Origin of the sequence: Kitasatospora acidiphila (genome assembly GCF_006636205.1) — a bacterium.
Taxonomy (GTDB): Bacteria; Actinomycetota; Actinomycetes; order Streptomycetales; family Streptomycetaceae; genus Kitasatospora; species Kitasatospora acidiphila.
The window spans coordinates 1,815,443-1,841,848 of the sequence record NZ_VIGB01000003.1 but is presented as its reverse complement, the minus strand read 5'-3'; the positions used below and the strand labels follow the sequence as shown (position 1 = coordinate 1,841,848).

The 26,406-nt window shown below is 71.2% G+C and carries 26 protein-coding genes; 18 read left to right on the top strand and 8 right to left on the bottom strand.

Going from position 1 to position 26,406, the window contains the following annotated elements:
- The first annotated feature begins 1 nt into the window (after position 1).
- Positions 2-1,231: a styrene monooxygenase/indole monooxygenase family protein gene (locus E6W39_RS09305; protein WP_141633127.1), complete on the top strand. Its 1,230-nt coding sequence runs from the start codon at positions 2-4 to the stop codon at positions 1,229-1,231.
- Here the strand turns inward: E6W39_RS09305 and E6W39_RS09300 are convergent.
- On the bottom strand, positions 1,210-2,514 hold the full coding sequence (locus E6W39_RS09300) for an MFS transporter (RefSeq protein WP_141633126.1): 1,305 nt from the start codon (positions 2,512-2,514) through the stop codon (positions 1,210-1,212). The two genes, E6W39_RS09305 and E6W39_RS09300, sit on opposite strands and share 22 nt — an antisense overlap.
- Before the next feature lie 68 nt (positions 2,515-2,582).
- Positions 2,583-3,341: a GntR family transcriptional regulator gene (locus E6W39_RS09295; RefSeq protein WP_141633125.1), complete on the bottom strand. Its 759-nt coding sequence runs from the start codon at positions 3,339-3,341 to the stop codon at positions 2,583-2,585.
- Positions 3,342-3,672: 331 nt separating this feature from the next.
- Between E6W39_RS09295 and E6W39_RS09290 the strand changes: the two genes are divergently transcribed.
- On the top strand, positions 3,673-4,731 hold the full coding sequence (locus tag E6W39_RS09290) for a DUF4190 domain-containing protein (protein WP_181799169.1): 1,059 nt from the start codon (positions 3,673-3,675) through the stop codon (positions 4,729-4,731).
- A 67-nt stretch (positions 4,732-4,798) separates the two neighbouring features.
- On the opposite strand, the gene E6W39_RS09285 is transcribed toward E6W39_RS09290, so the two are convergent.
- Positions 4,799-5,302 carry a hypothetical protein gene (locus E6W39_RS09285; protein WP_141633123.1) on the bottom strand — a complete coding sequence of 168 codons (504 nt, stop codon included), beginning with the start codon at positions 5,300-5,302 and terminating at the stop codon, positions 4,799-4,801.
- A 49-nt stretch (positions 5,303-5,351) separates the two neighbouring features.
- On the opposite strand from E6W39_RS09285, the gene E6W39_RS09280 reads away from it, so the two are divergent.
- The gene (locus E6W39_RS09280) at positions 5,352-5,531 is read left to right on the top strand and encodes a hypothetical protein (RefSeq protein ID WP_141633122.1); all 180 of its coding nucleotides are present in this window, start codon (positions 5,352-5,354) and stop codon (positions 5,529-5,531) included.
- Positions 5,532-5,673: 142 nt separating this feature from the next.
- Here the strand turns inward: E6W39_RS09280 and E6W39_RS09275 are convergent, their stop codons facing one another.
- Positions 5,674-6,663 carry a quinone oxidoreductase family protein gene (locus E6W39_RS09275; protein WP_141633121.1) on the bottom strand — a complete coding sequence of 330 codons (990 nt, stop codon included), beginning with the start codon at positions 6,661-6,663 and terminating at the stop codon, positions 5,674-5,676.
- 148 nt (positions 6,664-6,811) lie between these two features.
- Here E6W39_RS09275 and E6W39_RS09270 point away from each other — a divergent pair, with 148 nt between their 5' ends.
- The 4 genes from E6W39_RS09270 (at position 6,812) to E6W39_RS09255 (ending at position 9,004) form a co-directional block, all read left to right on the top strand.
- The gene (locus tag E6W39_RS09270) at positions 6,812-7,123 is read left to right on the top strand and encodes an ArsR/SmtB family transcription factor (RefSeq protein WP_141633120.1); all 312 of its coding nucleotides are present in this window, start codon (positions 6,812-6,814) and stop codon (positions 7,121-7,123) included.
- 87 nt (positions 7,124-7,210) lie between these two features.
- On the top strand, positions 7,211-7,756 hold the full coding sequence (locus E6W39_RS09265; RefSeq protein WP_141633119.1) for a GNAT family N-acetyltransferase: 546 nt from the start codon (positions 7,211-7,213) through the stop codon (positions 7,754-7,756).
- An 81-nt stretch (positions 7,757-7,837) separates the two neighbouring features.
- Positions 7,838-8,491 carry a DinB family protein gene (locus E6W39_RS09260; RefSeq protein ID WP_141633118.1) on the top strand — a complete coding sequence of 218 codons (654 nt, stop codon included), beginning with the start codon at positions 7,838-7,840 and terminating at the stop codon, positions 8,489-8,491.
- A 132-nt stretch (positions 8,492-8,623) separates the two neighbouring features.
- Complete coding sequence (locus tag E6W39_RS09255; protein ID WP_141633117.1) at positions 8,624-9,004, top strand: hypothetical protein; 381 nt, start codon at positions 8,624-8,626, stop codon at positions 9,002-9,004.
- A gap of 49 nt (positions 9,005-9,053) precedes the next feature.
- On the opposite strand, the gene E6W39_RS09250 is transcribed toward E6W39_RS09255, so the two are convergent.
- Genes E6W39_RS09250 through E6W39_RS09235 form a run of 4 tightly spaced genes read right to left on the bottom strand, consistent with a single transcriptional unit; the run spans position 9,054 to position 12,178 of the window.
- Positions 9,054-9,869 (bottom strand): enoyl-CoA hydratase/isomerase family protein, encoded by an 816-nt coding sequence (locus E6W39_RS09250; protein WP_228718045.1) that lies wholly within the window; start codon positions 9,867-9,869, stop codon positions 9,054-9,056.
- Entirely contained in the window at positions 9,866-11,080 is a 1,215-nt protein-coding gene (locus tag E6W39_RS09245; protein WP_141633116.1) for a beta-ketoacyl-[acyl-carrier-protein] synthase family protein, read from the bottom strand. Before E6W39_RS09245 ends, E6W39_RS09250 begins: the two co-directional genes overlap by 4 nt.
- Positions 11,073-11,915, bottom strand: coding sequence for a hypothetical protein (locus E6W39_RS09240; RefSeq protein ID WP_141633115.1), 843 nt, complete (start codon positions 11,913-11,915; stop codon positions 11,073-11,075). The genes E6W39_RS09245 and E6W39_RS09240 overlap by 8 nt, the downstream gene beginning before the upstream one ends.
- Positions 11,916-11,932: 17 nt before the next feature.
- Positions 11,933-12,178 (bottom strand): acyl carrier protein, encoded by a 246-nt coding sequence (locus tag E6W39_RS09235; RefSeq protein WP_141633114.1) that lies wholly within the window; start codon positions 12,176-12,178, stop codon positions 11,933-11,935.
- Positions 12,179-12,771: 593 nt separating this feature from the next.
- Between E6W39_RS09235 and E6W39_RS09230 the strand changes: the two genes are divergently transcribed.
- The 11 genes from E6W39_RS09230 (at position 12,772) to E6W39_RS09180 (ending at position 26,294) form a co-directional block, all read left to right on the top strand.
- Positions 12,772-13,539 carry a 2OG-Fe dioxygenase family protein gene (locus E6W39_RS09230; protein WP_141633113.1) on the top strand — a complete coding sequence of 256 codons (768 nt, stop codon included), beginning with the start codon at positions 12,772-12,774 and terminating at the stop codon, positions 13,537-13,539.
- 11 nt (positions 13,540-13,550) lie between these two features.
- Positions 13,551-14,642: a class-II aminoacyl-tRNA synthetase family protein gene (locus E6W39_RS09225; RefSeq protein ID WP_141633112.1), complete on the top strand. Its 1,092-nt coding sequence runs from the start codon at positions 13,551-13,553 to the stop codon at positions 14,640-14,642.
- Between the two features lie 67 nt (positions 14,643-14,709).
- The gene (locus E6W39_RS09220) at positions 14,710-14,961 is read left to right on the top strand and encodes a hypothetical protein (RefSeq protein WP_141633111.1); all 252 of its coding nucleotides are present in this window, start codon (positions 14,710-14,712) and stop codon (positions 14,959-14,961) included.
- Positions 14,958-16,358, top strand: coding sequence for an MATE family efflux transporter (locus E6W39_RS09215; RefSeq protein ID WP_220140187.1), 1,401 nt, complete (start codon positions 14,958-14,960; stop codon positions 16,356-16,358). Before E6W39_RS09220 ends, E6W39_RS09215 begins: the two co-directional genes overlap by 4 nt.
- A gap of 17 nt (positions 16,359-16,375) precedes the next feature.
- Positions 16,376-17,590: an ATP-grasp domain-containing protein gene (locus tag E6W39_RS09210; RefSeq protein WP_141633110.1), complete on the top strand. Its 1,215-nt coding sequence runs from the start codon at positions 16,376-16,378 to the stop codon at positions 17,588-17,590.
- Complete coding sequence (locus E6W39_RS09205) at positions 17,587-18,837, top strand: aspartate aminotransferase family protein (protein WP_141633109.1); 1,251 nt, start codon at positions 17,587-17,589, stop codon at positions 18,835-18,837. Before E6W39_RS09210 ends, E6W39_RS09205 begins: the two co-directional genes overlap by 4 nt.
- 110 nt (positions 18,838-18,947) lie before the next feature.
- Entirely contained in the window at positions 18,948-22,784 is a 3,837-nt protein-coding gene (locus tag E6W39_RS09200; protein ID WP_141633108.1) for a non-ribosomal peptide synthetase, read from the top strand.
- Between the two features lie 17 nt (positions 22,785-22,801).
- A complete protein-coding gene (fabG, locus tag E6W39_RS09195) occupies positions 22,802-23,506 on the top strand; it encodes a 3-oxoacyl-ACP reductase FabG (RefSeq protein ID WP_141633107.1) in 705 nt (234 codons plus the stop codon).
- A 46-nt stretch (positions 23,507-23,552) separates the two neighbouring features.
- Positions 23,553-24,302: a 4'-phosphopantetheinyl transferase family protein gene (locus E6W39_RS09190; RefSeq protein ID WP_141633106.1), complete on the top strand. Its 750-nt coding sequence runs from the start codon at positions 23,553-23,555 to the stop codon at positions 24,300-24,302.
- A gap of 58 nt (positions 24,303-24,360) precedes the next feature.
- On the top strand, positions 24,361-25,200 hold the full coding sequence (gene ddaH / locus E6W39_RS09185) for a dimethylargininase (RefSeq protein ID WP_141633105.1): 840 nt from the start codon (positions 24,361-24,363) through the stop codon (positions 25,198-25,200).
- A 20-nt stretch (positions 25,201-25,220) separates the two neighbouring features.
- A complete protein-coding gene (locus tag E6W39_RS09180; RefSeq protein ID WP_141633104.1) occupies positions 25,221-26,294 on the top strand; it encodes a hypothetical protein in 1,074 nt (357 codons plus the stop codon).
- The last annotated feature ends 112 nt before the right edge of the window (positions 26,295-26,406 follow it).

Below are 26,406 nucleotides of genomic sequence, written 5' to 3'. Positions count from 1 at the left end.
TTTGCGCAAGATACTTATCGTCGGCGCCGGTCAGGCCGGACTCCAGCTCGCTCTGGGCCTCCAGGCCAACGGCTACGACGTCACGGTGATGACCAACCGCACCGCCGGTGAGGTGCGCGACGGCCGAGTGCTCTCCACCCAGTGCATGTTCAACACCGCGCTCGGCCATGAGCGCGCACTCGGCCTCAACTTCTGGGAGGAGGCCGCGCCGAGAGTCGAGGGCCTCGGCGTCTCGGTGGCCGGCCCCGAGTCCCAGCGCGTCATCGACTGGGTCGGCAAGCTGGACGGCTACGCCCAGTCGGTGGACCAGCGGATCAAGATGGCCGGCTGGCTGGAGGCCTTCGAGCAGCGTGGCGGCAAGGTCGTGGTGCACGGCGTCACCGTCTCCGACCTGGACTACTTCAGCCGCCGCTACGACCTGGTGGTGGTCGCCGCCGGCAAGGGCGAGCTGGTCTCCATGTTCGGTCGCGACGACTCCCGTTCGCCGTACTCCACCCCGCAGCGCGCCCTCGCCGTCGCCTATGTGCACGGCCTTGGCCCGCGCCCGGAGCACGACTTCAAGGCGGTGCGCTGCAACCTGGTCCCGGGTGTCGGCGAGCTGTTCATGATTCCGGCGCTCACCGTGTCCGGCCCCTGCGACATCATCTTCTGGGAGGGCATCCCCGGTGGCCCGCTGGACGTCTTCGGTGACGTCAAGGACCCGGGCGAGCACCTGCGGCTGACCCTGGAGCTGATGAAGACCTTCACGCCCTGGGAGTACGAGCGCACCCTCGGCGGCGTCGAGCTGACCGACGCCGGTGCCACCCTGGCCGGCCGCTATGCCCCCGTGGTGCGCAACCCGATCGCCGAACTGCCCAGCGGTGGCCTGGCGTTGGGAGTCGCCGACGTGGTGGTGGCCAACGACCCGATTACCGGCCAGGGCTCCAACAACGCCGCCAAGTGCGCCGCCGTCTACCTGGACGCGATCCTCGCCCATGGCGACCGCCCGTTCGACCGTGACTTCATGCAGGGCGCCTTCGACCGCTACTGGGTGAGCGCCGGTCCGGTCACCAAGTGGACCAACGCGATGCTCGCCCCGCCGCCGGAGCACGTGCTCAACCTGATCGGCGCCGCCGGTCAGCTCCAGCCGGTCGCCGACCGGTTCGCCAACGGCTTCGACAACGCGACCGACTTCGAGAACTGGTTCTTCGACCCGGAGAAGGCGGGCGCCTACCTCGCGTCGCTCAGCTGACGGTCGTCGGCTGGTCCTTCATCGCGCCCACCCCCGTCTTGGAGGGTGGGCGCGGTCATGGTGCGCAGCGGTGACAGGAAGGCGGGCAGGAAGCTCAGCGTCATGCCGACTGTGCCGATCCACAAGGTGGTTGGCGCACCGAACGCGGTGCCCGAGGCGCCTCCCAGGACGCCGCCCAGCGGCAGGCCGCCCCAGGACACGAACCGGGCCGTCGCGCTCATCCGGCCCAGCAGCCGGTCAGGTGTGAGGGCCTGCTGCAGACTCGACTGGGCCACCACGCGGACGACTCCGCCCAGCGACAGCGCCGCGAGGCCGACCGCAGCCGCGTACAGGACCATGTCTCCACCGGGCCGGGTCAACGGCATCAGGCCCGTCAGCGGACAAGTAACCAGCGGTGCAAGCCAGATGGCCGGCCCTTGCCCGATCCGCCGCGCGACCTTCGCGGCCACCAGCGCGCCCAGCAGGGCGCCGCAGCCCATTCCCGACAGGATCAGGCCGACACCCAGGGCGCCGAGGCGCAACTCCCGTTCCAGGAAGACCAGCAGCATGGTCTGATACATCACCAGGGAGAGGCTGAAGACCGCGTCCCCGAGGACGGTCGCGCGCAACACGGGGTGTCGAGCGACGAACTTCAGCCCCTCTGTGACCTCAAGACGCAGTCGGGGGCGCTCGGTCGGTGTCGGCCGCCGCCCCTCGCGTCTGCGGATGGTGGCCGCGAGCAAGCCGGACAGGGCCATTCCGGCCGAACTCGCCAGCAGCGTTGCGGGGGCACCGACCGCGCCCACCAGCGGGCCCGCCACCACCGGGCCGCTGATGCTGGTCACCGAGCGGATCGCCGAGAGCCGTGCGTTCCCTTCGACCAGGCTGCCGCGACCCACCAGATGCGGCAGATAGCTGACGTACGCGACATCGAAGAAGACGGTCAGCACGCCATGGACCAGCGCGACCGCGTAGAGCCACCAGACCGTCAGGCGGCCCGCCCACCAAGCCAGCGGTATCGTCGACAGGACCAGCGCCCGCACCAGATCGGTGCCGATCATCACCGTTCGCTTCCGTACCCGGTCCACCCAGGCACCGGCCGGCAGTCCTACCAGCAGCGAGCCCGCCGTGGTCGTCGCCGTCAGCAGCCCGACCTGGAACGCCTCGGCCTTCAAGGCCACGATCGCCACCAGCGGCAGCGCCAAGAAGATGATGCGGTCGCCGAGTTGACCCAGCGCGGTGGCGGCGAACAGCCGACCGAAATCCGGGTCGCGGAGCAGTCCGAACCGGGAGGGCTGTGGCATGCGAGTCACGTCCATCCGTGAAGTACCGTTTCAGCAAGTAGGGATGGAACAGGTTGGAACAGGTTGGCCTAGGGTTGGTCGATTCCGAACTCGTAGACCACCGCTCGGCGCCCGTCCGGAACGACCATGTCGGCGGTCTCCACCGGACGTCCGTCGCTGTCGTAGATGGTCCGCTCGATCAGGAGCACCAGATCCCCGGCGCCGACCCCCAGCAGGTGCGCCTGCGCCGGGGTGGCACGGGCCGGGCGCGGCAGCTCCACCACGGTCTCGACCGCCACCCCGATGGCGCGCATCCGCTCGACCACGCCCTTGCCCGCGAACGGGCCCTGCTCGGGCAGGACGATCGGGGTTCCGGAGGTGATGGCCATGGGCTCCCAGGAGTGGGAGAGTTGCACGGGTTGCCCGTCGGCGAGGAACTCGTAGTGCGTGGTGACGCAGAGCTCCCCGGGCCTGATGGCGAGCCGCTCGGCGATCGCCTCCGGGGCCGGCACGCGCACCTGGCTGTGCGAGTCCCAGGAGTTGGCCCGCCCCCGCTCGGTCAGTCCCCGCTCGGTCAGGCCCGTGCGGGAGCCGTCGCGGTGCCGCGAGCGGACCATCCGCAGGCGCTCGCGCGGCGTGCGGACATAGGTGCCCGAGCCCGCCCGCCCTTCGAGGAGGCCCTCGACGATCAAGCGCTCCACGGCCCGCTGGGTGACGTTCCGCCCGATCCCGAACTCCTCGGCCAGTCGCGCCCGGGACGGCAGGGGCTCGCCAACTGACCACTCTCCCAAGAGAATCCGTGCTCGCAGGGCATCGGCCACGGCCAGGTACGGTGCCTCTCGGGGCATGTGCGACTCTCCCTGCGGGTTCTGGGCGATGTCAGCACGCTAGTGCAGGGGCGGAAAGCTACTGGAGTAGAAACGGCCCTGGGCGTTCGGTTGCGGGCGTGGTGCGTTAGAGTCCCGGGTCGATTCGATGGATCCTGGGCGAGGGCACGGTGAGGGAACGATGACTGCGGACGGCGCGGACGCTTCGGAGGGTTCGAACGGTTCGAAGGCGCCGGATGCTTCGCTGGGTTCGGAGGGTTCGGACGGTTCGAAGGCGCCGGATGCTTCGAAGGGGCCGGACGGTTCGGAGAGTCCGGAGCCCAGGGACCCGTGGGCGCCGCCGGGTGATGCGGTGCCGCCGCCGGTCACCGATCGGATCCCGGCACCGCCGGGTGCCCTCGGTGTGCAGTTCCCCGGGCGCGCGTACCCAGGGCCGTTCAGTCCGCAGCCCGCTCGCCCCCGCACCAACGGCCTGGCGGTCACCTCCCTGGTCACCGGCATCCTCTGTTGCCTGTGGCCGGCCGCGATCGCCTTCGGCATCAGCGGCCTGGTGCAACTGCGCAGGCGCGCCCGGGCCGGATACCCCCAGGCCGGCCAGGGGCTGGCGGTGGCCGGCCTGGTGCTCGGTGTGGTGGGGATGCTGCTCACCGCCCTGGGCATCGTCGGTCTGGTGAACGGCCACTCTTCCCCCGAACTGGTCCAGTTGAAGGTCGGAGACTGCTTCCGCAACCAGCCGTCCATTCTCGACAAGCGGGTCAAGCTGACGCCGTGCACCACACTGCACGACGGTGAGGTGTCCGGCGTGGTGACGCTGACCGAGACCGAGTTCCCCGGGGCCGGCCCCGCCCAGGCGGAGGCGGATCGGCTCTGCGGAATCTCCAAGAACGCCTACGTCTACGACTTCTGGGCGCAGTCCTCGACGCTGCTCGAGTACCACCAGGCCCCCACCACCCGCACTGAGTGGGACCTCGGCCGTCACCACGCCGTCTGCTACCTGCGCGACATCGCTCCCGACGCCGTTCCCCGCTCCGTGCGCTGTGACGCCCGCACCCTCACCGCCGACCAGCTCTCATTCCTCTCATCGATCCGCGAACTCGACTGGGACGCCCGCAAGCCCGCCGACCGGGCCCGCCTGCAACAGACCGCCAAGGATCTGCTGGTGATCCGCAGCGGTCTGATCCTGAAGACCTGGCCGCCGGCGGCGCAGGGTTCGACCGCGATGCTCGAATGGGAGTTGGCGGCCGACCAGCCCTTCTGGCGGACGGCCGCGGCGGACACCACGACGCCGGTCGACCAGCTGTACGCCGGGCTTGCGGGGCACGATCCGACGCAGGCGGAGTCACGGGTGCGGGCCGCGCTGGGGTTGACCGTGCAGGACCCGACCGCGGCGAAGCCGTCAGCGGAGGCGTGAGGGGAAGGCGTGAGCGGAGGCCTGAGGAGAGCAGCGGCCGGAGGACACGCCACCGCGGCGGATGACCTCAGGCCCCGACCTGTGCAGCGGGGTCGCTCATGGCGGCGAGCTGACGGTGGAGCAGGTCCTGCGCCCCGGCCTTGTCAGGGTTGGCAGCCGTGAAGTAGATGGTGCGGATGAGGGTGTTGTCCTGCACCGCCATGACCTTGGCGTAGGCGTTTCCGTACTTGTCGAGCTTGGTGACGCTCAGGCCGGTCGCATGGTCGGCCGAGTCGGTGAAGACGGTTCCCTGGTCCGGATTCTGCTTCCAGCCCTCGGAGATGCTGTCGTAAAGGCTCTGAGCGCCTGCCGCGTTGGCGAACTGGACGAGGAAGACGAAGGACTGGCTGCCGTCCGTGGCACGCCAGCCGCGGCGCGCGGCCGTGACGAACCCCCGCTCCTTGGACAGGGATGTCTCCTCAGTCCAGGCGTCGGAGGTGAAGAACTCGTGCACGAAGCCATCGAGATCCAGTACGCCGGTCTGGTCGGTCCACTCGTGCGCACCGCCCGGCAACGGCATCACCTGGGCCATCAACTGCGCTCCCGGCCCGGAGGTCGGCATCGACGGCGTCACTGACGCCGTGGCCGAATCGGACGGCGACGGCGGGGTGGACGAAGTGCCCGAGCCCGGCGAGGCGGTCGCGGGGGAGGCGGGTGCGGAGGCCGGCAGGGACTTCCAGGCGGTCGCCTGCGGCTCCGTGCCCAATGGGGAGCAGCTCGCCAGGACCGTGATCAGAACCGCCGCGGCGGCGGTTGAGTGAAGGGATCTCGGTATGTTCACCGGGAGAGCATGGCGCAGGCACATTCGCTGCGTCCAATGCGTTCGGTGGCTGAGGCCGAGGTGCCGCCGAAACCGTGCCGCGCCTGAGACGCGGCGGCCCGTCGGCACCGTCGGCGTCCTCGCTACTCGCCCGCCACTCGCAGGAGCAACTTGCCTGTGGTGGTGCGTGATTCGATCAGGCGGTGTGCCTCGGCCGCGTCCGTGAGCGGGAGTTCGGCGCTGATCAGCGGGTCGACGGAGCCGCCGGCGACCAGGGCGAAGGCGCGGTCGGTGAGGGTGCGCAGCTCGGCGGGAGCGCGGTGGGAGAGCTCCAGGATGGACAACCCGGCGACGGTGCGGCCCGGTGTGAGGTCGTTCTGGCCGAGCTGCCACGGGGCCTCTCCGCTGGCGTTGCCGAAGGAGACCAGGCGGCCGAAGGCGGTGAGGGCGGCCAGGCTCTCGCGGAAGGTGTCGCCGCCGACCGCGTCCAGCGCGAGGTCGACGCCCTGGCCGCCAGTGCGTTCGCGCACGGCTTCGGCGGTGAACTCGGCGCCGACGAAGACATGGTCGTAGCCGGTCTTCAGCGCGTATTCCGCCTTCGCCGGGCTGGAGACCACGCCCAGGACCTGGCCGGCCCCGGCCAGCTTCGCCAACTGGCCGACGACACCGCCGACTCCGCCCGCCGCACCCTGCACGAGGACCGACTCGCCGGCCCGCAGCCGCCCGATCTCGTGCAGCAGTGCGTGCGCTGTCGGCAGCACGGTCGGCAGTGCGGCGGCGGTGCGCAGGGAGACGCCCTCGGGAACGGCGAAGACGGTGTCGGCGTCGGCCACCGCGATGTCGGCGTAGCCGCCGAACCGGGTGAGCGCGGCAACCGGCAGGCCGGGGCGCAGACCGTAGGCCTCCGGCACGCCCTCGCCGACGGCGCGGATCCGACCGGAGACCTCCAGGCCCGGCTGGAACGGCAGCGCTGGAACCCGGTAGCCGTTGCTACGGGCCTTCAGCTCGGCGAAGTTGACGCCCGCGTAGGCGACATCGATGCTCACCTGTCCGGGACCCGGCTCGGGCACCGGCAGCTCGGTGAGCTGCAGAACCTCGGGGCCGCCGAACTCCTCCACCACGATCGCGCGCATCAGGCTCTTCCCTCCGTTATGAGCAGCCGCCATTGAGGACAGGCCGCCCCTGGTGTTCAATGAGGATCGAACACCTTGAGTGTATGGAGTTGATCGAACACTCGGCAAGAGGGAACGGCCACGAGGGAAAGCCCCAGGGAGGAGAGTCATGGGTCACCGTGCGGAACCGGAACACACCCACCCCGATGACGTCCCGGTGCAGGCCGTGTTCGCGGCGCTCGCGGATCCGGTGCGGTTGGGGATCGTGCGTGAGCTGGCCGGGTCGCCGGAGTGGGAACGGGCTTGCGGTAGCTTCGACGTGCCGGTCGGGAAGGCCGCGCTCAGTCATCACTTCGCAGTGCTGCGGTCGGCCGGACTGATCGAGCAGCGGGACGACGGCGCCAAGCGGGTCAACCGGCTGCGGCGGGCCGAGCTCGAGGCCCGCTTCCCGGGGCTGCTGGACCTTGCCGTGATTGGCTGACGGCAACGTCAATGGCTGACGGCAAGTCAATGGCTGGGCGATAAGTGAATGGCTGACGGCGAGTTGGAGACGGGGGAGAGCGGGAGCATGAGGGAGCGCGAATACCGGATACGGCGCCGCGAGTCGGCCGACCTGGACGGCTGTGTGCGGGCGCTTGCCGAGGTGCACAAGGCCGACGGGTACCCGATGGTGTGGCCCGACCGGCCGGCCGACTGGCTGGCCGACGCCGACCAACTGGCCTGCTGGGTGGCGATCGCACCGGACGGCGCGGTGGTCGGCCATGCCGCACTGGCGCCGGGGTCCGACTCCTCGGCGGCGCACGTCTGGGCCGAGCGGACCGGTCGGGCGCCGGACCGGACCGTGGCGCTCAGCCGCCTCTATGTCGCCCCGGTGGCCCGCGGTCACGGCCTGGGTGCCGAACTCCTCGCCGTGGCCGCCGACTACGCCCGCTCGGCCGGGCTCTGGCCGGTCCTCGATGTGGTGACGGAGAACGGCGCGGCCGTGGGGCTCTATGAACGCCAGGGCTGGACAAGGATGCTGACGGTTGATCAGCAATGGCCGGACGGCCAGGTGGTGGCGGTGCACTGCTACGCAATGGGGGAGGGCGGGGGCACCGCGCACACTGGAGACTGACTGGCTCGGACTTTGACTCGCCCGGAGCCTGACGGGAAACCGGTTCGCGGCCGGAATGCGCAGGGTTGTACCGTTCCCGCCATGACTGATGATCATGATGTGTTGAGTCGAGCGGCCGCGGACCTTGAAGCCGCGGTGCGGGCGGCGGTCGGGGCGCTGGCTCCGGCCTCGGCGGCCGACTGGTCGGTACCGGCGGGGGAGTTGAGCTGGGACTGCTGGGAGGCGATCGAGCACCTGGCTGACGCGCTGTTCGCCTATGCGCTGCAACTGGGCCCGAAGCGACCGCCATTGGACGACTTCGTGCAGCTGAGCTGGCGACGGGAACGGCCTGACAGCCCGACGCTGGCTATCTCGGTGGACCGGGAGGCGGGTCCGGCGGCGCTGCTGGAGGCAGTGGAGGCCGCCGGTGCGGTGCTGACGGCGATGGTGCGCACCGCTGCGCCGGCAACGCGGGCCTTCCATGCCTATGGTGTCTCCGACCCGGAGGGGTTCGCGGCGATGGGCGTGGTGGAGACTCTGGTGCATGCGGACGACGTGGCGCGTGGTCTCGGCGTCGAGTGGGCGCCGCCGGCGGACCCCTGCGCACGCGCGCTCGCCCGCCTCTTCCCGGAGGTCGAGGTGGGTGACGACCCATGGGCCACCCTCCGCTGGGCCACCGGCCGCGCCGAACTCCCGGACCGGCAGGGGCAGGGGCGCCGGGAGTTCGAGCGCTGGCACAGTGCGCCGCTGGGGTAATGGGGCCCATTAATGTGGCCCACTAATACTGCCCATTAATGCTGGCCATTGCTAACTCGGTTACAGGAAAAGGGTGTTGCCTGTCCGACCAGAGCGGGGCGAGACTGCTTGCTCGCAGAGAGAAGGTGCGCCGTGGCAGCAGCCGATCCTGAGCATGTCGCCTGGCTGAGCGAGAGGCAGCTGGCCCGAGCCTGGCCGACCATCCGGGCGAGCTGCCTGCACGCCACCGCGAATGCCAATGGAGTCCGCAACAACCTCCATGCGTCGCACTCCACTTGGGGCGAGAGCAAGTGGCGCACGTACCACCCCGCGGACGTCGCCCGGGTGGCCGGGGCGATCGCCGACGGCACTGCGGAGCTTCAGCCCCACTGGCGGAACGACACCTCCGAGGCGAAGCTGCTCGATCAGCGCCTCCGCAGGAAGAACCTGCCCGGTGCCATCGGGTGCGCCCTGCTTGCCGCCGTCCCGTTGGCGATCATCGTCGTTCTCCTGGCCATCCGCGCCTTCTGCTGACGGACGCACTAATAATGGGCAGCATTAATCGCCGGCGCCAACCAGCCCCTCAGCTGCCCTGGTACACCGTGTCGTGCTCGGGCCCGTCGCTCAGGAAGGCGGCGACCGCGCGGCGGTGGTCGGTCGTGCCGGTGACCTGGGCGGCGAGTGCGGGCAGCACAGCGTCGGCCGCGGCCACGCCGCCGTCGAGCTGGGCCCGCACGATCCGCTTGGTCGCGCGGTGGGCCTGGGTGGGCCCGGCGGCCAGGCGCCTCGCGTACGCAAGGGACTCGGCCTTGAACTCGGCGGGCGGGAACACCGCGTTGACCACGCCCCAGTCCAGCAGCGTCGAGGCGCGGTACAGGCCGCCGGTCATCACGAGTTCGCGCGCCCGCGCCGGTCCGGCCCGCTCCGCGAGCCGCTGGGTCCCTCCCATCGCCGGCGTGAAGCCCACCTTCCGCTCGACCAGGCCGAACCGCGCGGGCCCGGTGGCCACGATCAGATCGCAGGCCAGCGCGAGCTCGAACGCGGCGGTGAGGGTCAGCGAGTGCGCGGCGAAGACCGTCGGGCAGGGCAGCCGCTCCAGCGCCTGGGTCAGCGCCAACTGGTCGGCCCAGAAGGACTCGGCCTCGCCAGGGTCGAGCTCGGCGAAGACCTTGACGTCCACCCCGGCGCTGACCACCCGACCCTCGGCCCGGATCAGCAGGCCGCGCGGCGGGTGCGCGGTCAGCCAGTCCAGCGCCGCCGACCAGGCCTGCCACATCGGCAGGTCGAAGAGGTTCATCGGCTCGCTGTCCATGGTGAGGACGGCCAGCGGACCGTCCTCACTCAGCCGCAGCGGCGCGGCCGGGTCGACCAGGGCGGACGGCACTGCTGCGAGGCTCACCGGACGCTCCGGAAGATGCTGATCGCGTTGTTGCCGCCGAACCCGAAGGCGTTGCTCTGCACATGGCGCAGGCCCGGGACGGCGCGGGCGGCCCCGGTCACCAGGTTCAGGCCGGGCTCCACCTCCTCGGTGGGCACCGCGGTCGGCGGCACCAGCTCGTGCCGCAGCGCCAGGCAGGACGCCACCGCGCCCGCCGCCCCGGCCGCACCCATCAGGTGGCCGACGGTGCCCTTGATGGCGGTGACCGCCGCCTGCGGGTAGCGCTCGCGGAAGAGCCCGCCCTCGATGGTGTCGTTGGCCCGGCTACCGGTGCCGTGCGCGAAGATCACTTCGATCTGGTCGGCGGTCAGGCCGGCCTCGTCCAGGGCCCGCTGGTGGCAGGCCGCCACCCCGTCGAGGTCCGGGGCGGTCGGGTGGCTGGCGTCGTTGCTCACCGCGGTGGCGAGCACCTCGGCGTACGGCCGCTGACCGGCACGCAGCGAGCGTTCGGTCTGCAGCACCAGGATGCCCGCCCCCTCCGAGGGGGTGACGTAGCGCCGGTTCACCGAGAACGGCCGGCAGGCCGTCGGCCCGATCGCCTGCAGGGTGCTGAAGCCGATGATGTTCTTCTCCGAGTACGGGTCGCAGCCGCCGACCACGGCGATGTCGGCGACACCGGACCAGAGCATCTCCAGCGCGCAGGAGAGCGCCACATTGGCCGACGCGCAGGTGCTCTGCACCGTGAAGGCGGGGCCGGTCGAGCCGACGGCGCGGGCGACCTCCTCGGCGATGGACGAGCCGCAGAAGCCACCGCTCTCCTTGAGCCCGCGGCGGCCCGCGACCTCGTCCTCCAGCGCGTCGGCCTGGCCGTCGCTGCTGCCGACGCAGACCACGGCGGTGCGCAGCGCCGGATCGCCGGGCTCCAGCCCCGCGTCGCCGAGCGCCTCCAGCGCCGCGAACTCGGCGAACACCGAGGCCGCGCGCGGCTGGGCCCGGGTCTCTGGGCTCACCCTGGCGAGCGCGGTCTCGCGCGCCGCCTGCGGTACCCGGCCGCCGAGGACGCCCGACTTCATGCCCGGGTAGAGCGGGGTCAGCTCCTCGAAGCGGCTGCGGCCGGCGCACAGGTCGGCCCAGAAGGCGTCCACCCCGGCTCCGGCCGGCGAGATGATGCCGAGCCCGGTCACGAACACCGGCTGGGCGCCGCTGGGCGCAGCGGATCCCCGGTCAGTCATTGCTCTCCTCCTGCCTGGTGACGGTCACGGTGGCGCTGCGCCGGCGGTCCCGGCAGCTGAGCCGGGCCTGCTCGCCCGGCTGGAGGCCGCGCACCAGGTGCAGGAAGTCGGCGGTGATGAAGGCCGTGTTGCGTCCGTAGGGCTGGTCCGGCTGCTGGAGCTCGGCCTCCCGGCCCGGCCGGAGCAGCTCGATCGAGCCCCCGTCGGCCTGGCCGTCACCCACCCCGGCACCCTCCTGGCCGCCGTGGAGGTCGAACTCGGCGCGGTACTCGCGACCGGCCGCGAAGGTGGCGTGCGTCAGACCGGAGCGGCAGGCCAGGTCGGGCGTGTCGAGGCCGGCGTCCAGCAGCGCCTCGGGCGAGTAGACGTCGCCGACCAGCACCCGGCTGCCGGCCGAGCGGCCGCGGTCGAGTGCCACCAGCGCCTGCCACAGGGTCAGCACCGGGGTGAGCCTGGCGGCGTTGAGCGTCATGTTGCGGCCGGTCGCACCGATGCTCATGTTGACGAACGCGGAGGCGGAGCTGGAGGTCGCATTGGGGAAGTACTGGGCGGAGAGCCGCCTCCCCTGGGTGGCGGCCTCCCGCTGCAGCCTGGCGAGCGCGGCGGTGTTGCCGTACTCGGTGCCGAGCACCACGGTCTCGTCGGTGCGCTCGGCCGGCACCGGGCCGGCGGTGCGCACCAGGTAGAGGCAGACGCGGGTGAACCAGTCCCGGAACTGGTCGGAGGTGGTCCCGATGACCTCGTACAGGTCGGTCGGCAGACCGCCGGGTTCACCCGCGTCGTTGACGTGATCCAGCGCGCACAGCGCGATCTGGGTCAGGTTGAACTCGAACACACGGCCCTCCGGGCGGGTCAGCCGCGAACCAGTTCGCCGACGTGGCGCTGCAGGTCCGCCACGGTGATCAGGTCGCGGGAGAACTCGTCACCGAGCTCGATGTCGAGCTCGGCCTCCAGCTGGACCACCACGTCGATCAGCTTGAGCGAGTCGATCGCCAGGTCCGCGTTGAGCTCCTGCTCGCCGGTGATCTCGGCGTCGCCCGACAGCTCGGCGACCTGCCGCAGGACGGCGCAAATCTTCTCGTCGACCGATGCCGACATCTCTCCCCCTGAATGTTTGGAAAAGCACGAAAGTGCTTGGAAAAGTCCTCGAAGTGGCCCGCGATATCTCTGAATAGCTCTGCGGAAGCCCGAGGTAATAGTCCCGTGATGTCCAGACGGGACAACGCCGCCACGCTATCTGCCTGGCAAAGTCCATGTCAACGATGGGAGCTGTCCGGCGAATCGCCCAGTACGGGCGAAATCCCTCCAATGGTTCACCGGTAGCTCCGCGGGCACGCTCGGTGGGCGCCGCGACACGCCGGTGGGGCTGCTCTGGCCTGGGATTTTCACTCCAGAGTGACCATCCGGACGCGGAAAGATCTTGACGGACCCCGATCAGTGCTGTTCTGATGGCGTCGTGACGTTGACCAGATGACTTCGGTGTTGCTCGGGCAACCCCGCCGCATCGTCCGGGTGTTCCCGCGTTTCCGGAGGGCGTCTTCGCCAGGCCTTATGGCCGAGCCCGCAGCGGATCGCTCGCTGCCAGCGCGCTCCGCGCTCCATTCCATTGCCGTTCACCTTTGCCGTCGGTATTGCACAGGCAAAGTCCTGGTGAACTACTTCTGTATCTGATCTGACCTGGGGGAAGTCGTATGCAGCTCGAACCGTCGGAGCTGGCCAAGAACGGGTACGACCGGTGGGGTCTGGCCGAGCACTTCGGCATCACCGAGGACGACGCGAACTACCAGGCGCTGCGCGCCGCCTACGCGGACCTGCCGCCGGACCCGTACGCCCCCGGCTCCGGCCGACACCGGCGCTACGCCCGCGGCATGTTCCTGCCGTGGTCCAAGGAGTTCATCTGGATGCCGGCCACCGAGAGCCAGCGGCGCGAGGGGATGAACGGCTACTACCAGGGCGACCACAACCCCGAGTACCCGAACGTGGTCCGCAACCTCCCGGCCATCACCCAGGAGACCTGCGACAACCCGCTGGTGCTGGACATGATCAAGTTCGCCTTCGAGCAGACCCGCTGGAGCGAGGACGACTCGGTGTGGCCGCTGTTCGTCGGGGTCCACCTGATCAAGCTGCACATCGAGGACGACGGTGAGGCCGTCTCCTCGCCCAACGAGCTGCACCAGGACGGCGAGCCCTACGTCTTCGCCCACCTGATCTACCGCGACAACATGGTCGGCGGCGGCAACGTCATCGCCACCCCCGCCTACCGCGGCAAGCAGCCCGCGGACGTGCCGCCCGAGGACACCCTGGCCGCGTTCGACCTCGAGAAGCCGCTCGACTCGTACGCGATCACCGACGACCTGGTCAGCCACTACGTCGCGCCGATCCGCAAGGGCGAGGCCGAGCGCCCCGGCGAGCGCGCCATCATGCTCTCCGACTGGGTGCCCATGCGGCACCGCATCTGAGGGGCGGGGACATGGACCGGGTGACCTATCAGCACCCCCGTCCGATCGGCCCCGGGAGCGCCGACGAGCTCCGCAAGGCCCTGGCCTTCTACTACGGCCGGGCCGAGGTCACCGAGCTGTCCCCGGGCGTGGCGGTCGCCGTCCCGGCCCAGGCCGGGCTGACCGAGCAGGAACTGGCCGACATCGTGCGGCACTTCCTGCGCGGGCACCGCGAGGTGTCGACCACCGTCGTCGCCGAGCACACGCCGCAGCTGTCCTGCGCCCTGCCGGACGACGACCGGATCGCGGTCGCGGGCGGCACCTACCTGCACGGGCCCGAGTGGGGCGCCGCGATGGCCGGCACCCGCCGGCTGGTGTACGAGCGCTTCGCCGCCGAGTTCGAGGCGCCCCGGCTGACCGGCTCGGCGCAGATCCAGCGGGACACCCTGGTGCGGGCCGGCTACTACAAGAAGTTCCCCAACCTGGTCAACGCGGTCTCCCGGATCCGCGCCGACTATTGGGACGGGGTCTCGGTGGCCCGGCTGCGACCGGGTCAACTGGCCGCGCTGGACTCCTACTACGCGCCGTCCGAGATGGTGCTCAACCCGGTCACCTGCTACCACGTCTACTCCAACGCCCGTCTGCTGCACGAGCGTTACGGGTCCGGCGGCCGATACGCCATCGAGGGGCCGGTGTTCCGGCACGAGTCGCACAACCACGGTCCGACCCGGCTCGCCGAGTTCTCCATGTTCGAGCTGGTCCGGCTCGGCGGCGCTGACGAGGTGCGCGGTGAATTCGAGCGGCTGCTCAAGGCGTTCGAGTCCTTCTTCGCCGGACTCGGGGTGCCGCACCGGATCATCAGCGCCAGCGACGCCTTCTTCGGCGACGACCCGTCGATGACCCGCGACGCCCAGCTGCTGAACGGCAGCAAGTTCGAGGTGCGGGTCCCGCTGGAGGCCGGCGAGCTGTCGGTGGCCAGCGTCAACCTGCACGGCGAGGTCTTCGCGGACGCCTTCGCACTGCGGGACCTGGGCGTCGAAGCCACCTGCTGCGCGGGCATCGGCCTGGACCGGCTCGCCTACGCCCTGCTCTCGTACGGCCTGCTGCCGGCAGAGCAGTCCTGACCCGCGGACGCCTCGCGCGGACGCCCCGCGCGAGTGCGCCCGTGCGCCCACTCACGAAAGAAGTGCCATGGAAGACATCACCGTTGTGGTGGCCGAGCTGCTCGAGCAGCTGGCGTCGGCCCGCGACGTGGCCCCGGACGCCGAGCCGTCCCAGATCATCGTCAGCTCGCTCGACCAGATGCGGTTCCTGGTCGGCCTGGAGGAGCGCCTGGACGTGATGCTCGACATCGGCGACGTCCTGCCGTTCGACCTGTCCGGCCGGGACGCGCTGGTGGCCAGCGTGCGGGAGCTGCTGGCCGAGTCCGGCGTCCTGTCGTGAGCACCGGCATCGAGGCCCGGCCGACCGGCCTGGCCACCGTCCGTGAAGTCGTCCGCGTCTCGGTGCCGTTGATGTTCGGCATGGCCGGCAACCTGGTGCTGATGCTGGTCGACCGGATCTCGCTCGCCCGGTATTCGGCGAACACCCTGGAGGCCTCCGGGCCGGCCGTGTTCACCGCCACCACGCTCATCATGCTCACCACCGGCATCGTGGGCATCACCCGCTCCTACGTGGCCCAGGCCAAGGGCCGCGACGACCAGCAGGGCACCCTGGACGAGGGTGCCAACGGCCTGCTGCTGGCCGCGGTGCTCTGCGTGCTGCTGCTGCTCGCCACCCCGCTGGTGGCGAAGGTCCCCGAGCTGAGCGGCCAGCAGCCGGCCGTGGAGGCGCTGGAGGCGCAGTTCCTGCGGCTGTCCACGCTCTACGGCTCGGTGATGACGCTCAACATGGCGCTCTCCTCGTACTTCAACGGGATGGGCCGCACCCGGGTGCCGATGACGGTCGGCCTGATCGGCCAGGTGGTCGGCATGGTGATGACCGTCGGCCTGGTCTTCGGGAAGTTCGGGCTGCCGGAGCTCGGCATGCGCGGCTCCGCGCTGGGCACCCTGAGCGCAGTCTCGGTGATGTTCATCGGGTACCTGGTCTGCCTGCCCAGGGGCTACGCCGCCGGGGTCGGCCGACTGCTGCGCCGCGGTCCGGCGCGGGTGGCCGAGACCCTGTGGCAGCGGCTCGGCAAGGGGGCGCCGGCCGGCGGTTCGATGTGCCTGGAGGAGCTGGGGCAGACGGCGTTCGTCTGGCTGGCCGGCGGGCTCGGCACGCTGGCGCTGGCCGCCAACAACGTCGCGCTGTCGGTGAACTACACCGCCGTCATCCCGCTGATCGGCCTGGGCATCGGCTGCAACATCCTGTGCGGCAACGCCGTCGGCGCCGAGGAGTTCGCCAAGGTGCCGCACATCATCAAGGCCACCCTGGCGGTCTGCGGCAGCTACGTCGCCGTGGTCGCCTTCTGCCAGGTGCTGCTGCCCAAGGTGCTGCTGGCGCCGTTCGGCCTGCACGAGGCCGGGCCGCAGGTGGTGGCGAGCGCGGTGGACACCTCTCGCGTGCTGTGGACCTACTCGGCGGCGTTCATGTTCTCCATGGTCGGCTCCTCGGTCCTGGAGTGCTTCGGCCTGGCCCGGTACGGCTTCCTGACCCGGGTGGTGCTGATGTGGGTGCTGTGCATCCCGATCATCGCCGTGATCGTGCTGACCCACCACGGCCACGCCGGCCTGCTGCCGGTGATCTGGGTGGTCTTCTCCTTCTTCGAGGCCGTGATGGCCGTCGTGTGCTTCCGGCGGATCCGCCAGGCGGTGGCGAGCCGGGAGAACCAGCTGGTCCCGTCCGTAACTTCCGTGTAGAGAAAGTCCGATACTTCGTGAACGTGCTGATCCTCGGGCATGAGGAAAACTGCCGCGACTACCTGGCCTACGCCAAGGAGAACGGACACACCGTCAGCTTCTTCGCGCCCCCGGCGCTCGCCCCGGGCGACCGGGACAGCTGGCAGCCCACGGTGCTGGACGCCGTCCGCGCCGAGTTCGACCTGGCCTCCTTCGACGACATCATCTCCTTCCACGACAGCTACCAGATCCAGCTGGACCTGGTGCGCGCCGAGGCCGGGATGACCAGCCGCCGGATCGACACCCTGCTGTGCCTGTCCGACAAGACCCGCTTCAAGGCGCACCCGGCGGTCCGCGAGCACATCACCCGGCACCTCCAGCTCGACGCCTCGCTGAAGGCCCCGGCCGCCCTGGAGCTGGTCCAGGAGGCCGGCCTCTCGTTCCCGATCGTGCTCAAGCCCTCCAACGGCTTCTACAGCGCGGGCGTGGTCAAGGTCGACGCCCCCGAGGCGTTCGCCAAGGCTTTCGTGCAGGTCAAGCGGGTCTGCACGGTGCTGCGCGAGAGCATCGGGCAGTCCGCCATGCTGGCCGAGGAGTACCTCGACGGCAACGAGTACGCGGTCGACGGCATGGTCAGCGACGGTCAGGTGATCTCGCTCCAGGTGCACCGCAAGTGGCCGCCGCTGGTGGGCCCGCTCTTCCACGAGATCGCCTACTACACCGAGCCGTTCGACCCCGAGCAGGGCACCGGCTTCACCGCCCTGCTGGAGAGCGTCATCCCGGGCGTCGGCCTGGACAACTCCCCGTTCCACGCGGAGTTCCGCTTCGACGCCGAGGGCCGGCTGCGGATCCTCGAACTGGCCCCCCGGCTCTGCGGCGGCGGCACCACCACCTACCAGCAGCTGCGGATCTGCACCGGCATGGACGCCTACGGCATGCTGCACCAGCTCGGCCGCTCGCCGATCGAGCCCAAGCCCACCCACCACCGGGTCGCCCTGGAATTCGACGCGCCGATCGAGCGCAGCGGCATCCTGCGCAACACCGCCCACGCGGTCGAGGTGTGCGAGAAGAACGACGTCACCACGGTGGTGCTGCACAAGAACGACGGCGACTTCGTGCTCGCCCCGCCGCTCAACTTCGAGACCGTCCTGTGCGCCTACTTCGCCCGCGACACCCGCGAAGAGGCCGAGGCGCTGCTGGACCACCTGCTCACCCACTGCACCATCGAGACCGAAACGGACAAGCAGTCATGAGGCCCGAAATCACGCGCGCCCAGGCGGTCATCCCGGTGGGCACCAGCTCCCCGCTGCGCGCCTGCCGCAACGTCGAGGCGGACCCGATCGTGGTCCGCGAAGCCCACGGCCAGTACCTGCACGACGTCGACGGCACCCGCTACGTGGACTTCATGTACGGCTTCGGTCCGCTGATCCTCGGCCACGCGCCCGAGGTGGTCGCCCAGGCGATCGCCGAACAGGCCGGCAACGGCACCCTGTTCGGCACCTACTGCCCGCTGGAGGTCGAGCTCGCCGAGCGGATCTGCGCCACCGCGGACCACCTGGAGCAGCTGCGCTTCGTCTGCAGCGGCACCGAGGCCGTGATGTCCGCCCTGCGGGTGGCCCGGGCCCACACCGGCCGCACCAACATCGTGCGGTTCAACGGCGGTTACCACGGCCACTTCGACCTGGTGCAGAACAAGGGCGAGACCGTGATGCGCGAGGCCGGCCTGGACCCGGTCGCGATGCGCTCCAACCTCTTCGCCGACTACAACGACATCGCCAGCGTCGAGAAGCTGTTCGCCGAGCACCCCGGTGAGATCGCCGCCGTGGTGATCGAGCCGATCGCCTGCAACATGTCGCTGGTGCTGCCGGAGGGCGACTTCCTCCAGCAGCTGCGCGAACTGTGCACCCGCGAGGGCGCGTTGCTGATCTTCGACGAGGTCATCACCGGCTTCCGGCTCACCAACGGCCCGGCGAGCAACCTGCTCGGCGTCTCCCCGGACCTGACCGTCTTCGGCAAGATCATCGGCGGTGGCACGCCGGTCGGCGCCTACGGCGGCCGGGCCGACGTGATGCGCCTGCTGGACGAGGAGCGGGTGCTCCAGGGCGGCACGCTGGCCGGCAACCCGCTGACCATGGCGGCCGGCCTGGCCACCCTGGGCGAGCTGGGCAAGCCCGGCTTCTACGAGGAGCTGGAGCGCAAGGGCGCACTGCTCCAGGCCGCGGTGGAGCGCCACCGCACCGCCGCCGGGCTGGACTTCACCTTCACCCGGACCGGCTCCATCTTCGCCTTCATCTTCGTGCCCAACGGCAGCCCGATCCGCCGCAAGGAGGACGTGGCCCGCCAGGAGCACCAGCCGTACACCACGCTGTACGCCGGGATGCGCGAGGCCGGCTACCACCTGGCCCCCGACATCGAAGAGCCGATGTACATCAGCGCGGCCACCCCGGACGAGACCCTGGAGGACTTCGCCGCCAAGGTCTGCGCCATCCTCGCCGCGTAACCCCGCGGCACCACCAGGCCCAGCCGGTCGGTCGGGCGCTCCGCCCGCGACTCGCGAAGCGGAGCGCCCGCCGCCATCCGCCCGCCCGAACGGCTCCTACAGGACAGGTCATGCGCAACGAGGACAGGCAACTCCCGCTCCTGCCCGCCCAAGAGGGCGTGCTGTTCGTCGAGCGGATGCACGGCGGACCCGGCACCCACAACCTGGCGCTGGCGCTCGGCCTGGACGGCCCGCTCGACCGGGCCGCGCTGGACGCCACCCTGCGGGCCCTGACGGACCGTCACCCCGCACTGCGGACGGCGTTCGTGGAGCAGGACGGCGCGCTGCGGCAGCAGATCGCCGACCAGGTCGAACTCACCCTGCGGACCGCCGACTTCAGCCAGGAGTCGGAAACCGACCAGCTGCTGGCCGAGCACTTCACGGCCGCCCAGCAGGAGCCGTTCCCGCTCGACCAGGCCCCGCTGCTGCGGCCCACCCTGCTGCGGCTGGCCGAACAGCGGCACGTGCTGCTGCTGGTGATGCACCACAGCGTCTCCGACGGCGTCTCCGCGGACGTCCTCGCCGGCGAGTTCGAGCTGCTGTACGCGGCCTGCGCGACCGGACAGCCCGACCCGCTGCCCCAACTCTCCCTCGCATACCCGGACTTCGTGCGCGGCCACGCCGGCTCGCCGAACCGCCTGGCCCGCTCGCTCGACTACTGGCGCAGCGAACTGGCCGGCGCCCCGGCCACCCTCGACCTGCCGCGAGCCCGGACCGCCGGCCCGACCGAGCGCCGCGCGGCCACCCTGCGCCAGGACATCCCCCGCCCGGTGGCGGCCCGGTTGCGCGAACTCGCCCGGCAGAACCGCTGCTCGCTCTTCTCCGTGCTGGCGACCGGCGCCTTCGCGGTGCTCATGCGGCACACCGGCGAGCGCGACCTGGTGCTCGGCGTCCCCATGTCGAGCCGGCTCCAGCCCGGCTCCGAGGGCCTGGTCGGACTGACCGTCAACACCATGCCGCTGCGGGTGCGCGCCGACGCCGACCAGGAGCCCACCTTCACCCAACTGCTGCACCAGGTCCAGGCCAAGACCCTCCAGGGGCTGCGGCACCAGCACCTGTCGTTCAGCCAGCTGGTGCACGCCGTCAACCCGCCGCGCAGCTCCGGCCGCCAGCCGGTCTTCCAGCTCGGGCTGAACCACGCCGTCGGCCCGGCCGCCCCGGTCCGGCGCGCCGGCCTGCTGGTCGAGCGGCTGCCGATCCCCAACGCCACCGCGGCGTTCGAGCTGATGCTGACCTTCATGGAGGACGACCAGGACGCCTGGGTCTACTGCGAGTACGACGTCGACCGGCTCGACCAGGACACCGTGACCGAGCTGGCCCGCCACCTGGTGCGACTGCTCGAAGGCGCCGCCGCCGACCCCGAGAGCCCGCTGTCGGCACTGGAGTTGATGGGCGAGACCGAACGCGAGCGAGTGCTGCGCAGCTGGAACGACACGGCAGCTCCTCGGATCACCGCGGCCGTCTCGGAGCTCTTCGCCGAGCAGGTCCGCCGCCACCCCGACCGGATCGCCACCGTCTGGCGCGAAGAAGAGCTCAGCTACCGCGAGTTGGACGAAAGGGCCAGCCGGCTGGCCCGAGTGCTGCGCCAACACGGAGTGGGCGACGGCGACTTCGTGGGCATCGCGCTGCCCAGGTCCAACGCGATACCGGTCGCGCTGCTCGCCGTGCACAAGGCCGGCGCCGCCTACGTCTCCCTGGACCCGAGCTACCCGCGCGACCGCCTGGCGTACATGATGGCCGACGCCGAGCCGACGCTGGTGATCACCGACTCGGCCACCGACTTCGAGGTGCCGGCCGAACTCGACCTGCCGCTGCTGCGCCTGGACGACCCTGCGGTGATCGCCGAGTCGGCCGAACTGCCCGCGGCGAGCTACGCCGTGCCGGTCGACGCCGAGCAACTCGCCTACATCATCTACACCTCCGGCTCCACCGGGCGCCCCAAGGGCGTCATGGTCAGCCACGCCAACCTGGCCAACCTCGCCGCCTGGGCCGCCGAGACCTTCGGCGACGGCCTGCGCCGGGTGCTGGCCGCCACCTCGATCAACTTCGACGTCTCGGTCTTCGAGATCTTCGGGCCGCTGCTGTCCGGCGGCAGCATCGAGATCGTCCGCGACCTGCTGGAACTGGGCGAACGCGGTTCGTGGGACGGCACCTTGGTCAGCGGCGTCCCCTCGGTGCTCGCCCGGCTGATCGAGGACGGCGGCCTGCGGGTGCGCGCCGACTACCTGGTGCTGGCCGGCGAGGCGCTCTCCCCGCACGTGGCCCGCCGACTGCGGGCGGCCCTGCCCGGCATCCGACTGGTCAACGCCTACGGGCCCACCGAGACCACCGTGTACGCCAGCGCCTCGGCCACCGCCGACCCGGACGAGGGGGCGCCGCCGATCGGCCGGCCGCTGCGCAATACCCAGCTCTATGTGCTGGACGAGCGGAAGCGGCCGGTGCCGGCCGGCGTGGCGGGCGAACTGTTCATCGCCGGCGACGGCCTGGCCCGCGGCTACCTCAACCAGCCCGAGCTGACCGCGGCCCGCTTCGTCCCCAACCCGTTCGGGCCGGCCGACGCGCTGATGTACCGCACCGGCGACCTGGTCCGCTGGCGCCCCGACGGCCAACTCGACTTCCTGGGACGCTCCGACGACCAGGTGAAGCTGCGCGGGTTCCGGATCGAGCTGGGCGAGGTGGAGAGCGTGCTCGCCGGGCTGCCCGACGTGGCGCAGGCGGCCGTGCTGGTCCACGAGGACGAGCGCGGCGAGCGCCGGCTGGTCGGCTACGTCACCGCGGCGGGCGGCGGCGAACCCGACCTGGCCCGGATCACCACCGCCGCCAGCCGGTTGCTGCCCGGCTACATGATGCCCACCTTGGTCCCGCTGCCCGAACTGCCGCTGACCCCCAGCGGAAAGCTCGACCGGTCCAGGCTGCCCCAGCCCGACTTCGCGGCCACCGAGGGCCGTGCCCCGCAGACCCCCGAGGAGCAGGCGCTCGCCGAACTCTTCGGTCAGGCGCTCGGTCTGCCGCAGGTCGCGGCCACCGACAGCTTCTTCGACCTCGGCGGGCACTCGCTGATGGCGATCAGGCTGGTCAGCCGGATCCGCGAGGAACTCGGCGCCGCGCTCACCGTCCGCGACCTCTTCGAGGCGCCCACGGTCGAGCACTTGGCCGGCCGGCTCACCAAGTCGGCCGCCGGCGACGACTTCTCGGTGCTGCTCTCACTGCGGCCCGGCGGCGACCAGGCCCCGCTGTTCTGCGTGCACCCGGGATTCGGGCTGAGCTGGGCCTACGCCGCGCTGCTCCGCCGCCTCGGGCCCGACCAGCCGGTCTATGGTCTGCAGGCCCGCGGCGTCGGGGGAGCAGAACAACTCCCGGCCAGCCTCGACGAGTTGGTGACGGACTACCTGGCACAGATCCGCGCCGTCCGCCCGCACGGCCCGTACCGGCTGCTCGGCTGGTCGTTCGGCGGGGTCGTCGCCCACGCGCTGGCCACCCGGCTGCAGGACGCCGGCGAGCAGGTCGACCTGGTCGCCCTGCTCGACACGGTGATGGTCACCGCCGAGGACCAGGACGACGACGAGCTGGTGCCCGAGGACGACGAGCAACTCCAGCGCGAGATCGCCTCGGTGCTCGCCGTGGTGCCCGACGGCGACCAGCTGATCGCCGTGGTCCAGAACCTGATCCGGCTCCGCTACCAGTTCGAACCCGGCCACTGCCGCGGCGACTTGGTCTTCTTCACGGCCGCCGAGGAACCGGACCGGGACAGCTCGGTGATCGCCGACCGCTGGCGGCCGCACGTCAGCGGCCGACTCACCGAGCACATCGTCTCCTGCGCCCACCTGGACATGATGAGCGCGCCCTACGCCGACCAGATCGGCGACCTGCTGGCCAAGACCCTGCGCGAGAACGCCCAGGCCCGGTGACCCCAAGGACGGACAACATGCCACGCACGTCACTGGTGCTCGGCGGCAACCGCGGCATCGGCCTGGCGGTCGCCCGCCACCTGGCCGACCGCGGTGACCGGGTCGCCGTCAGCTACCGCGGCGGGGAGCCGCCCGCGGGCTTCTTCGCGGTGCGCTGCGACGTCACCGAACCCGAGCAGCTCAAGTCGGCCTTCGCCGAGGTGAACGCCGAACTCGGGCCGGTGGAGGTGCTGGTGGTCAACGCCGGCATCACCCGGGACCGGCCGCTGTTCACCATGAGCCAGGAGGACTTCGACGAGGTCCTGCGCACCAACCTGAGCAGCGCCTTCCTGGCCTGCAAGCTCGCCACCCGGGGCATGCTGCGCCGCGGTTGGGGCCGGATCGTGCTGGTCTCCTCGACCGTCGCCATGGCCGGCGCGGTGGGGCAGACCAACTACGCCGCCTCCAAGGCCGGCCAGATCGGCTTCGCCCGCTCGCTGGCCCGGGAGGTGGCCGGCCGGGGCATCACGGTCAACGCGGTCGCCCCCGGGTTCACCGACACCGACATGGTCGCCGCGATGCCCGAGGACCGCCGCAACGAGCTGCTCGCCCAGGTGCCGGTCGGGCGGATGGCCGACCCGGCCGAAGTGGCCGCCGCCGTGGGCTTCTTGACCAGCGAGGACGCCGGCTACATCACGGGCGCGGTGCTGCCGGTCGACGGCGGCGCCGGCATGGGGCACTGACGCTGCTTCGGCAACGGGCCGGAGCACGGGGGAACACGGGGGAGAGATGGACCGAACACGGGGAACGGCCGTGCTGGACCGGCCGCCCACCGCAGGGGCGCGGCCGCTGGCCGTCGTCCGGCGCACCGCCGAAGTGCTGCCGCTGGCACGGACGGTGGCCCTCACTGCGGTGGAGACCGCGCGCGCCGAGCAGATCGCCGACCCGGCACGGCGGGACGACTACGTCGCCGCGCACGTCCTGGTCCGCTGGTGCGCCGCCCGCTGGCTCGGCGTGCCGCCCGACCGCCTGGTGATCACCCAGAGCTGCCCGGACTGCGGGGCCGACGACCACGGCCGGCCTGCGCTGGAGGGCTACCCGGAGCTGGGCGTCAGCCTCTCGCACACCGGCGGAGCGGTTGCGGCCGCTGCCGGACCCGGGCCGGTCGGCATCGACGTGGAGCACGCCGCCGAGCGGCCGCTGGACCTGCGGGTGGCCCGACGGGTGCTCAGCGAGCGGGAGTTGGCGGCGGTCCTGGAGTCCGACGACCCGGCCCGGGACTTCCTGCGGCACTGGGTGCGCAAGGAGGCGCTGGTCAAGGTGGGTGCCACCGCGCTGGGCCGGCTGCGCCAGGTCGACCTGGGCGGGCTGCCCGGACCGGGCGGTACCGGCGCGGTGCCGGCCGGTCGGTGGGAGGGCTGGCACCTGCTGGACTGGACCAGCCCGGACGGCCGGCTGCTCGCCGCCGCGGCCGCCCGCACCCCGCCGGCCGCCGCGCCCGCTACCGGGCTCGCTGCCACGACCGCTGCTGGTTCGTGAACTCCCTTTGCCCCTGCCCGGTTTCATCCCGAACACGACGGAAGACGGAAGAGATCCCATGACCGAGTCCCAGTCCGCCAGCATCAGCCGCACCCGGACCGCCGTGCCACGCCGGTTCCTGATGTGCCGCCCGCGCCACTTCGACGTCAACTACTCGATCAACCCGTGGATGAACCCGGAGAAGCCGGTCGACAACTCCCTCGCCGTCCGGCAGTGGGAGGGCCTGCGCGACCTGTACCGCGAACTCGGCCACACCGTGCTGGAGATCGAGCCGATCGACGGGCTGCCGGACATGGTCTTCGCGGCCAACGGCGCCACGGTGGTGGACGGCAAGGTGCTCGGCGCCCGGTTCCGGCACGTGGAGCGCACCGCCGAAGGGCCCGCCTACCTGACCTGGTTCGTGCAGCAGGGCTACGAGGACATCTACTGGCCGGAGTTCATCAACGAGGGCGAGGGCGACTACCTCACCATCGGCCGCCGGCTGCTGGCCGGCACCGGCTTCCGCACCGACCCGCGCTCGCACTTCGAGGCGCAGGAGTACTTCGGCCTGCCGGTCACCAGCCTCAAGCTCGTCAACCCGAACTTCTACCACCTGGACACCGCGATCGCCGTGCTCTCGGACGACGAGGTGATGTACTACCCGCCGGCCTTCAGCCCGGGCAGCCAGGCGGTCCTCAAGGAGATGTTCCCGGACGCCATCCTGGCCACCGACGAGGACGCGGCGGTCTTCGGCCTCAACGCGCTCTCCGACGGCCGCCACGTGCTGCTGCCGAAGGCCGCGACCAACCTCCAGGAGCGGCTGCGCGAGCGCGGCTTCGAGCCGATCGGCGTGGACCTCACCGAACTCCTCAAGGCCGGCGGCAGCGTCAAGTGCTGCACGCTCGAGCTGCGGGACTGACGAGCGGACGGAGCGGGACGGTGGAGAGCGAAATCCTGGAGAGCGAGATCCTGGAGCGCTACGACGACGTGGCGGTCAACTGCCTGACCGGCTGCTACTCGGCGCTCGCCGGCATGCTGGGCCGTCCGGTCCCGGAGCAGGCGGTGTTCGAACGCGGTGGCGGCTACCTCTTCCAGGCGGGCCTGGACGAGGCCGGCTACCCGGAGTACATCTTCCCGGTGGAGGAGGTCGGTTCGCTGGGCATGACCCGGTCCGGCTTCGGGATGCACAAGGAGCCGATCGACTTCACCGATCCGGGGCGGCAACTGGCGGACCTGCTGGCCAGGTTCCGCGGTGTGGTGGTCTGGGTGAACACGGCGCACCTGCGGTACGCCGAGGTCTACCGGGACAACGCCCCCTATCTGCACGCCGTGCTGATCGAGGACATCGCGGCGGACCGCAGCCACGTCACGCTGCTGGACACCCTGGTCGTCGGGGCGAATCCGTTCGCCTGCCGGGCCCGGCTGACGCTGACCGACCTGGTCGGGGCCGCCGGCGACCGGATCAAGAGCGACGCCCATGACGGCATGGGGTACTTCTACGCGGCGGCGGACGAGGGGCCGCGGCCGGCCGGCCAGGTGCCGGGGGCAGAGCCGGGGTCAGCGCCGAGGTCGCAGTCGCACGGGGGACCGGGCGCGGGCAGCGGCCCCGGGCAGCTCGAACTGGGCAGCCAACTCGCCGACCAGGCCGAGCGGTTCTTCGCCGAGGAGCGCTTCCACGGTGCGATCCGCCGCTATCAGGAGCTGTGCGAGGCCTGCTTCGCGGACGGTCCGGAGCGCGCGGCCGTCGGCGCCCGCCGCCTCTTCCACCACGCCAACGTGCTCTACGCGGTGCCCAGCCTGGCCCTGATGGGCCGTTCGCTCCAGGTCGCCGGCGCCCGTGCAGGCAGTCTCGCGCTGCACGAGGAGGCGGTGCGCCACTGGCACGCCATGGGCGTCCTCGCACTGCGCTTCGAGGCCACCGGGGCGGCGTCGGTCCTCAGCCGGATCACCCAGCGCTTCGCCCAGCTCGATGACGTCACCGGCCGCCTCTGGGAGTCGCTGCGGCGAGCCTGACACCCACGGCGCCGAAGGCGGGTGACCACGCCGCCGAGTACAGCGCCGAGCACCCCGCTGACGCGGACCCCACTTGACCGCCGCCGGGCTGAGCAGCAGCCCGGCGGCGGTC

Bases quoted from the DNA above. Each gene is read 5' to 3' on its own strand.
- E6W39_RS09205 (WP_141633109.1), top strand. From the start codon at position 17,587: ATGAGGCCCGAAATCACGCGCGCCCAGGCGGTCATCCCGGTGGGCACC.
- E6W39_RS09275 (WP_141633121.1), bottom strand. From the start codon at position 6,663: ATGCGCGCGATCGTGGTGGAGGAGTTCGGCGGCCCCGAGGTTCTGCAG.
- E6W39_RS09220 (WP_141633111.1), top strand. From the start codon at position 14,710: ATGGAAGACATCACCGTTGTGGTGGCCGAGCTGCTCGAGCAGCTGGCG.
- E6W39_RS09270 (WP_141633120.1), top strand. From the start codon at position 6,812: ATGGGTCACCGTGCGGAACCGGAACACACCCACCCCGATGACGTCCCG.
- E6W39_RS09190 (WP_141633106.1), top strand. From the start codon at position 23,553: ATGGACCGAACACGGGGAACGGCCGTGCTGGACCGGCCGCCCACCGCA.
- fabG (WP_141633107.1), top strand. From the start codon at position 22,802: ATGCCACGCACGTCACTGGTGCTCGGCGGCAACCGCGGCATCGGCCTG.
- E6W39_RS09225 (WP_141633112.1), top strand. From the start codon at position 13,551: ATGGACCGGGTGACCTATCAGCACCCCCGTCCGATCGGCCCCGGGAGC.
- E6W39_RS09295 (WP_141633125.1), bottom strand. From the start codon at position 3,341: ATGCCCCGAGAGGCACCGTACCTGGCCGTGGCCGATGCCCTGCGAGCA.
- E6W39_RS09285 (WP_141633123.1), bottom strand. From the start codon at position 5,302: ATGGCCCAGGTGATGCCGTTGCCGGGCGGTGCGCACGAGTGGACCGAC.
- E6W39_RS09200 (WP_141633108.1), top strand. From the start codon at position 18,948: ATGCGCAACGAGGACAGGCAACTCCCGCTCCTGCCCGCCCAAGAGGGC.
- E6W39_RS09235 (WP_141633114.1), bottom strand. From the start codon at position 12,178: ATGTCGGCATCGGTCGACGAGAAGATTTGCGCCGTCCTGCGGCAGGTC.
- E6W39_RS09265 (WP_141633119.1), top strand. From the start codon at position 7,211: ATGAGGGAGCGCGAATACCGGATACGGCGCCGCGAGTCGGCCGACCTG.
- E6W39_RS09245 (WP_141633116.1), bottom strand. From the start codon at position 11,080: ATGACTGACCGGGGATCCGCTGCGCCCAGCGGCGCCCAGCCGGTGTTC.
- E6W39_RS09260 (WP_141633118.1), top strand. From the start codon at position 7,838: ATGACTGATGATCATGATGTGTTGAGTCGAGCGGCCGCGGACCTTGAA.
- ddaH (WP_141633105.1), top strand. From the start codon at position 24,361: ATGACCGAGTCCCAGTCCGCCAGCATCAGCCGCACCCGGACCGCCGTG.
- E6W39_RS09300 (WP_141633126.1), bottom strand. From the start codon at position 2,514: ATGCCACAGCCCTCCCGGTTCGGACTGCTCCGCGACCCGGATTTCGGT.
- E6W39_RS09230 (WP_141633113.1), top strand. From the start codon at position 12,772: ATGCAGCTCGAACCGTCGGAGCTGGCCAAGAACGGGTACGACCGGTGG.